This is a genomic window from Aeromonas sp. ASNIH5 (genome assembly GCF_002902865.1).
Lineage (GTDB): Bacteria > Pseudomonadota > Gammaproteobacteria > Enterobacterales > Aeromonadaceae > Aeromonas > Aeromonas caviae.
In genome coordinates, this window is the sequence record NZ_CP026122.1 from 3205672 (window position 1) to 3212500 (window position 6829).

The 6829-nt window shown below is 61.6% G+C and carries 5 protein-coding genes (1 of these 5 cut by a window edge); 3 read left to right on the forward strand and 2 right to left on the reverse strand.

All coding sequences use genetic code 11. The annotated features are described in order from the left end of the window. Both fadB and C2U30_RS15005 read right to left on the reverse strand, forming a co-directional pair. Positions 1 to 2148, reverse strand: coding sequence for a fatty acid oxidation complex subunit alpha FadB (gene fadB, locus C2U30_RS15000; protein WP_103244022.1), 2148 nt, complete (start codon positions 2146 to 2148; stop codon positions 1 to 3). Positions 2149 to 2352: 204 nt separating this feature from the next. Beyond that, entirely contained in the window at positions 2353 to 4290 is a 1938-nt protein-coding gene (locus tag C2U30_RS15005; protein WP_043156016.1) for an acetoacetate--CoA ligase, read from the reverse strand. 196 nt (positions 4291 to 4486) lie between these two features. Between C2U30_RS15005 and pepQ the strand changes: the two genes are divergently transcribed. The 3 genes in view from pepQ to C2U30_RS15020 are tightly spaced (at most 36 nt apart) and all read left to right on the forward strand, a layout consistent with a single transcriptional unit that may run on beyond the window. After that, a complete protein-coding gene (gene pepQ / locus C2U30_RS15010) occupies positions 4487 to 5809 on the forward strand; it encodes a Xaa-Pro dipeptidase (RefSeq protein ID WP_043156014.1) in 1323 nt (440 codons plus the stop codon). Beyond that, a complete protein-coding gene (locus C2U30_RS15015; protein ID WP_010672418.1) occupies positions 5809 to 6426 on the forward strand; it encodes a YigZ family protein in 618 nt (205 codons plus the stop codon). Before pepQ ends, C2U30_RS15015 begins: the two co-directional genes overlap by 1 nt. A 36-nt stretch (positions 6427 to 6462) precedes the next feature. Beyond that, on the forward strand, positions 6463 to 6829 hold the beginning of the coding sequence (locus C2U30_RS15020; RefSeq protein ID WP_103244023.1) for a TrkH family potassium uptake protein. The gene runs 1091 nt beyond the window's last position; the window shows 367 of its 1458 coding nt (coding positions 1-367); it begins with the start codon at positions 6463 to 6465; its stop codon lies beyond the right edge, outside the window.

Consider the following 6829-nt stretch of genomic DNA (forward strand, 5'->3'; position numbering starts at 1 on the left):
TCAGTAGAAGGTGTTGCCCTGGGCGGCCATCTCACGCAAGCGGTCGCTGACGCGGTAGAGCGGGCCGAGGTCGGCATACTGGTCGGCCATGGCCACGTAGCGATCCAGACCTATGGTGTCCAGATAGCGGAACACGCCGCCGCGGAAGGGAGGGAAGCCCAGACCGTAGACCAGCGCGATGTCGGCTTCGGCTGGCGTGGCGACAATGCCCTCTTCCAGACAGAGCACCACCTCGTTGATCATCGGGATCATCATGCGGGCGATGATGGCCTCCTTGTCGAAATCCTGCTTCGGCTTGGCGATGGGGGCCAGCAGCTCGTAGCTGGCTGCGTCGGCCACCTTCTTCGGCTTGCCCTTCTTGTCCTGCTCGTAGGCGTAGAAGCCCTTGCCGTTCTTCTGACCGAAGCGGCTCGCCTCGTACATCACGTCGATGGCGGTGCGGCCTTCCTTGCTCATGCGTGCCGGGAAGCCTTGCGCCATCACGTCACCGGCGTGGTGGCCGGTGTCGATGCCGACCACGTCCAGCAGGTAGGCGGGGCCCATGGGCCAGCCAAACTCCTTCTCCATCACCTTGTCGACGGCGGCGAAGTCGGCGCCATCGGCGACCAGCTTGTTGAAGCCGAAGAAGTAGGGAAACAGCACGCGATTCACGAAGAAGCCGGGGCAGTCGTTGACCACGACCGGGGACTTGCCCATGGCGGCGGCGTAGGCCACCACGCGGTTGATGGTTTCATCGGAAGTCTGTTCGCCACGGATGATCTCCACCAGCGGCATGCGGTGCACCGGGTTGAAGAAGTGCATGCCGCAGAAATTCTCGGGGCGCTTCAGTCCCTTGGCCAGCAGAGAGATGGGAATGGTGGAGGTGTTGCTGGCGAGCACGGCGTCTTCGCCGATGATCCCTTCCACTTCGCCCAGCACGGCGGCCTTCACTTTCGGGTTCTCGACCACAGCTTCGACCACCACGTCCACATGCTTGACGTTGTCATAGCTCAGGGTCGGCGTGATGGCGGAGAGCACCTGGCCCATCTTGATGCCGTCGATGCGGCCGCGCTCGAGCTGGCCGTTGAGCAGCTTGGTGGCCTCATTCATGCCAAGTGCCAGCGCCTTCTCGTTGATGTCCTTCATCACCGCCGGGATGCCCTTGCTGGCAGACTGGTAGGCGATGCCGCCCCCCATGATGCCGGCACCCAGCACGGCGGCATGGCCGGTGGCCTTGTTTGCCTGCTTGGCGGCCTTCTTGGCCAGCGCCTTGATGTGCTGATCGTTGAGGAAGATACCGACCAGCGCCTTGGCCACGTCGGTTTTCGCCAGTTTGATGAAGGTGGCGGCCTCGGCGGCCAGCGCCTCGTCACGGCCCATGCCGGCGGCGGCTTCCACCGTCTTCACGGCGGCCATGGGGGCCGGATAGTGTTTGCCCGCCACGGCGGCAACCATGCCGGCGGCGGTGGTGAAGCTCATCATGGCTTCCAGTTTGGAGAGGCGCAGCGGGGCCTTCTTGGCGGCGCGGCGGCCCTGCCAGTCCAGCTTGCCCTTGACCGCGTCCTTGATCATCTGCACGGCGGCGCTGTGCAGCGCGTCCGGGGCGACAACGGCATCGATGGCACCCACCTTGAGGGCGTCATCGGCACGGTAATCCTTGCCGGTGGTGATCCACTCCAGCGCGTTGTCGGCCCCGATCACCCGCGGCAGACGGACGGTGCCGCCAAAGCCGGGCATGATGCCGAGTTTGGTCTCGGGCAGGCCGATTTTGGCGCTGGTATCAGCCAGGCGGAAATCGGTGGAGAGTATCGTCTCGCAGCCGCCACCCAGGGCGTGACCTTTGATGGCGGAGAGGGTCGGCACCGGCAGATCTTCGATGGCGTTGAAGATGTCGTTGGCCTTTTTCAGCCAGCCGAGCAGGTCTTCTTGCGGCAGATCGAACAGTTCCAGGAATTCGGTGATGTCGGCGCCGACGATGAAAGCGTCTTTGCCGGAGGTGAGGATCAGACCCTTCAAATCGGCTTGTTGCTGTAATGCGGCGATCGCTTCGCTCAGGGAGAGCAGGGTAGCGCGATCCAGCTTGTTGACTGAACCCGGGGCATCGAACCTCAGCTCGGCAATGCCGTCTTCGAGGTAGCTGACCGTCAGGGTTTCGCCTTGGTAGATCATGAGAGTGTCTCCTTGTTCCCACTCTGTGGGGAATGGTGCTCCTTTATCCCCAGCAGGGGGCGAGGCTCACTATTGATCCAAAAGGAGACATTTTCAACACCTATTTAAAACATTTGTTTAACAGTTGTCGAGTAAAAGCTCTTCATCACAAAACGGGCAAAAAAGAGGCGCCTTGCGGCGCCTCCGATGGAGATGAGCGTGGTATCAACTGGCCAGTTCCGGCCGGTTGCGATACTGGTTCAAGACCTCGGGATCGGCGAGGGCGTGGGTGTTGTTGACGGGGCGGTTATGCACCACTTCCCGCACCGCCAGCTCCACTATCTTGCCGGACTTGGTGCGGGGGATGGCATCCACCTGCAGGATGCGGGCAGGCACATGACGGGCGGTGCAGTGCCGCTTGATCTGCTGGCAAATCCGCTCACGCAGTCCGTCGTCCAGCTTGCAACCCGCCTTGAGCTTGACGAACAGCACCACCCGCTCGTCCTGTTTCCATTGCTGGCCGATGACGATGCTCTCTTCCACCTCGTCGAGTTGTTCCACATAGCGGTAGATCTCGCTGGTGCCGATGCGCACGCCGCCCGGGTTGAGGGTCGCGTCGGAGCGGCCGTAGAACAGGATGCCGCCGGTCGGGGTCAGCTCGATCCAGTCCCCGTGGCACCAGATGTTGTCGAACCGCTCGAAGTAGGCGGCGTGGTACTTGTCGCCATTTTCGTCACCCCAGAAGTAGATGGGCTGGGCCGGGAAAGGCTTGGTGCAGACCAACTCGCCCTTTTCACCCAGCACCGGCTGGCCCGCCTCGTTGAATACCTGCACCGCGAGACCGAGGCCGCGCCCCTGGCTCTCGCCGCGATAGACGGGGCTCAAGGGGTTGCCGATGACGAAGCAGGAGCAGATGTCGGTGCCGCCAGAGATGGAGCTGAGCTGCACATCCGGTTTTATCTGCTGGTAAACGTAGTCAAACCCCTCCGGCGACAGCACGGATCCGGTGCTGCAGATGAGGCGCAAGGCAGGCAGGTCGTGTGTATTGATGGGGGCATAACCCTGTTTGTGCAGCGCATCGAGATACTTGGCCGAGGTGCCGAACAGGGCGACCTCTTCGTCCCGTGCCAGATCCCACAGCACGTTGCCATCCGGGTAGAAGGGGGAACCATCGTAGAGCACCAGGGTGGCGCCGGAGGCGAGGGCGCTCACCAGCCAGTTCCACATCATCCAGCCACAGGTGGTGAAGTAGAAGATGCGCTCCCCCGGCTTGATGTCGCAGTGCAACTGGTGCTCTTTCAGGTGTTGCAGCAGGGTGCCGCCAATGCCGTGCACGATGCACTTGGGTTTGCCGGTGGTGCCTGAGGAGTAGAGGATGTAGAGCGGGTCGTTGAAGGCCATGGTCTCGAAGGCGAGCTGGGCATCATGCTGGCTTGCCAGCAATTGCTGCCAGTTGTGACCAAGCTGCAGCGGGTTGCCGAGCAGGGGGATCATCACCGTCTGCTCTAGGCTGTCGAGCTGACCGACGACGCTGGCCACCTTGTCCTGAATGTCGATGGCCTTGCCGCCGTAGCGGTAGCCATCCACCGCGAACAGCACCCTGGGACGGGTCTGGCCGAAGCGCTCCACCACGCTGGCCTCGCCAAAATCGGGACTGGTGGAGGTCCAGATCGCGCCGAGGCTGGTGGTTGCCAGCATGGCCACCACTGTTTCCGGGATATTGGGCAGGTAGGCTGCGACCACATCACCCCGGCCTATGCCCTGGCTGCGAAGCCACTGGGCCAGGCGGGCGACCTGATCTGCCAGCTCATGCCAGCTCAGGGTCCGGCTTGGACCCCCTTCGATGCGGGAGATGATGGCCGGGCTCTCATCCTGACGGCGCAGCAGGTTCTCGGCGAAGTTGAGCTGGCTGTCGGGGAACCAGCGGGCGCGCTGCATATCCTGGCGGTTCTCCGCCACAATGTTGCCAAGCTCGCCCTTGACGCCGCAGTGCTGCCACACCAGGGGCCAGAAGCGGGTGGTCTTCTCCACCGACCATTGATACAGGTCGGCATAGCTGCGCAGTTGCAGGCCATGGAAGTGATTGACCTCGGCCATGAACTGGTGGAGGTTGGAGTGCTGCATCCTGTCCTGATCCGGTGTCCACAGACAAAGGTTTTGCATGAGTCGTTCCTGACGGCTGATATCTACTGTCTGTGGGCAGTGTATTGAATTGTTCTTTGTTTGTTAATTGTCTGTTTTATCTTCATAACAAAAAGCCTGTAACCTATGCGTTACCTCACGAAGCGAAAGCCGGGTGGCTCGAGCCTTGATTCGCTTGATGTTATGCTGAAGTCACATTCGCCCGGAGCAGGACGCCATGAGCAGTTACAGCCAACTTTTTGCCCAGCATCTCGACACCCTTCAGCAGCGTACCCGCGACATCCTGCAACAACAGGGTCTTGGCGGTCTCGCTATCCACTCCGGCCAGACTCATCGTATCTTCCTCGATGACCAGGATTATCCCTTCAAGGTGAATCCCCAGTTCAAGGCCTGGCTGCCGGTGCTGGACAACCCTCACTGCTGGTTGCTGGTGGATGGCGTGAGCAAGCCGGTGCTGCTGTTCTACCGGCCGGTGGACTTCTGGCACAAGGTGGCGGAGTTGCCCAACGCCTTCTGGGTCGACTTCTTCGACATTCGCTTCCTGACTCGCCCGGAGCAGGTTGCCGATCACCTGCCGGCCAACAAGCAGGAGTGGGCCTATCTGGGCGGTCATCTGGAAGTGGCCGAGCTGCTGGGACTGGGTCAGCCCAATCCGGAGGCGGTCCTCAACTACCTGCACTACCACCGTGCCTACAAGACGCCCTATGAGCTGGAATGTCTTCGCGATGCCAACCGCATCGGCGTGCGCGGCCACATCGCGGCCAAGGACTCCTTCATGGCGGGGGCGAGCGAGTTCGAGATCAACCTGGCCTACATGAAGGCGGTCGGACAGGGGGCCAATGAGGCGCCCTACGGCAACATTGTTGCCATCAACCGCAATGCGGCCATCCTGCACTACACCCATCTCTCCACCCAGCGGGTGCCGGATGCGGAGCGTTACTCCTTCCTCATCGATGCCGGTGTGGACGTGCACGGTTATGCCTCCGACATTACCCGGACCTGGGCCTGGCGCCGCGGTGAGTTCGCCGATCTGATCGCAGCGCTGGATGCACAGCAACAGGAGATCGTCGACGAGATCAAGCCGGGCCGCCGCTACAGCGAGCTGCACCTGCAGATGCACCACAGGCTGGCGCGCCTGCTGCAAGCCACCGAACTGGTAGACATGTCGGTGGACGAGATGATCCACACCGGGGTGACCAATGTCTTCTTCCCCCACGGTCTCGGCCACTTCCTCGGCCTGCAGGTACACGATGTCGGCGGCTTCATGCAGGATGAGCGCGGCACCCACCTGGCGGCCCCCGAGCAGTTCCCTTATCTGCGCTGCACCCGGGTGATGGAAGTGGGCCAGGTGTTCACCATAGAGCCGGGTCTCTACTTCATCGACAGCCTGCTGGAGCCGCTGCGCCAGGGTGAGCAGGGCAAGCGGGTCAACTGGAACAAGGTGGAGGCGCTGCGTCCCTATGGTGGCATTCGCATCGAGGACAACGTGGTGCTGCATGCCAACGGGGTGGAGAACCTGACCAGACAAGCAGGACTCTGATGGCGACGGATTACCCCATACCGGCAGCCCCGCTGGAGGTGAGCGAAGAGATCAAGAAGAGCCGCTTCATTACCTACATCGCCCACACTCCGACCGTCGAGGCCGCCAAGGCCTGGATAGACGAGATCAAACAGCAACACCCGGGAGCCCGGCATCACTGCTGGGCTTTTGTCGCCGGCGCCCCGCAAGACAGCCAGGTTTATGGTTTCAGTGATGATGGCGAACCCTCGGGCACGGCGGGCAAACCCATGCTGGCCCAGTTGATGGGGGCCGGTCTGGGTGAAGTTGCCGCCGTGGTGGTGCGCTATTACGGTGGAGTGCTGCTGGGGACCGGTGGCCTGGTCAAGGCCTATGGCGGTGGTGTAGGGGCAGCACTCAAGCAACTTGAAACTTGTATCAAGCGTCAGCTGACCTCTTCCGTGATCCAGTGTGACTACACCGACATGGGGGCCGTGGAGTCCCTCATCTCTGCCCATCAAGGGCAGTTGCTGGTGGCCGATTATGGTGCCAGCGTCACCCTTCAGGTAGCGTGGGAGTCTGCGCTCTGGGCCCGTATCGCACAGGAATTGACCGACCGGACCCAGGGTCGGGTATCCCTTCGTCCCTTAGATGGCTAGAATCCATCGCTCTTTTAGTCTGAAGAGGGAGCCGGAATGCAGATTCTGAGCATCATTCGTATCGTCGGTCTGCTGGTTGCCCTGTTCAGCTCGACCATGCTGCTGCCCGCGATGGTCGCTTTTGGGTATCGTGATGGCGGTGGTACCGAGTTCGTCAACTCCTTCGTCATAGCCCTCCTGCTCGGCCTCCTGCTCTGGTTTCCCAACCGCCATCAGAAAAAGGAACTCAGGTCCAAGGAAGGCTTCCTCATCGTGGTGCTGTTCTGGGTGGTGCTGGGGAGCGTGGGTGCCGTCCCCTTCATCATCAGCGACGTGCCGAACATGTCGGTCTCGGAGGCATTTTTCGAGTCGTTTTCCGGCCTGACTACCACGGGCGCAACGGTGCTGACTGGGCTGGACAATC